The sequence below is a fragment of the Vibrio sp. 10N.222.48.A3 genome, from assembly GCF_041475345.1.
GTDB lineage: Bacteria > Pseudomonadota > Gammaproteobacteria > Enterobacterales > Vibrionaceae > Vibrio > Vibrio tasmaniensis_A.
The window spans coordinates 1-1,150 of record NZ_JBFRVX010001431.1 but is presented as its reverse complement, the minus strand read 5'-3'; the positions used below and the strand labels follow the sequence as shown (position 1 = coordinate 1,150).

At 49.0% G+C, this 1,150-nt stretch carries 1 protein-coding gene; it reads right to left on the bottom strand.

From position 1 onward, the window contains the following. Nucleotides 1–63: 63 nt before the first annotated feature. A partial coding sequence (locus AB4653_RS26910; protein ID WP_372105761.1) for an FAD-binding protein occupies nt 64–1,150 on the bottom strand: 1,087 nt, incomplete at its 5' end.

Genomic DNA, 1,150 nt, shown 5'->3' with positions numbered 1-1,150 from the left:
GTTCTGCATCGTGCTCAGGGTCATAACGCAGGATTTCAATTTTTTGGATTCGATTCGCTGACATTATGCTTGCTCCTCTTCGCTCTTCTTCGCATTCTCTTCTGCCGCTTTTTCAGCAGCAGCGGCTTTCTCGGCTGCTTCACCGTATAGACGAGCTTTAGGTTGAGATTTAGTAATCTTAACGCCGCTGTAGTCGATAGTTGGTGCTGCATCTTCGTTGTAGAAAGATAGAGAATGTTTCAGGAAGTTCACGTCATCACGTTCTGTGCAGTTGTCGTCTAGACGTTGGTGTGCACCGCGAGACTCTTTACGAAGGATCGCTGAGTGAACCATCGCTTCGGCAACTTCAAGGCCGTAACCCACTTCGATAGCGTAAAGTAGGTCAGTGTTGAACACTTTGCCTTTGTCTTTAATGCTGATCTTCTTGTAGCGAGCTTTCAGTTCAGTGATTTTGTCGATGGTTTCTTGCATCAAGTCTTCTTGACGGTAGATACCACAACCCGCTTCCATGGTGTGACCCATTTCAGTACGGATATCAGCCCAGTTCTCATCGCCTTCTTGAGCCAAGATGCCAGCGATGCGATCTTCAACCGCTTTCACTTGCTTAGCAATAGACTCTTCGTTCCAGCCTTTGAATTCAGCTGCGCGTTTCACGGCTTGTTCACCGGCTACGCGGCCGAAAACTACGAATTCAGCAAGAGAGTTAGACCCTAGGCGGTTTGCGCCATGTAGGCCAACTGAAGCACACTCACCAACAGCGAATAGCCCTTTAATGCGAGTTTCACACGTACCGTTGGTTTCAATACCACCCATGGTGTAGTGAACGGTTGGACGAATTGGGATTGGCTCTTTTGCTGGGTCAACGTTTACGTACGCTTTTGCAAGCTCACAGATAAACGGAAGACGCTCTTGCAGGTACTCTTCACCAAGGTGGCGAAGGTCAAGGTGTACGACATCACCAAGCGGGTGCTTGATGGTGTTGCCTTTCTGCTGCTCGTGCCAGAATGCTTGAGAAACTTTGTCACGAGGACCCAGTTCCATGTATTTGTTTTTCGGCTCGCCCACTGGAGTTTCAGGGCCCATGCCGTAATCTTGCAGGTAACGATAGCCGTTCTTGTTGACGATGATACCGCCTTCACCACGACAACCT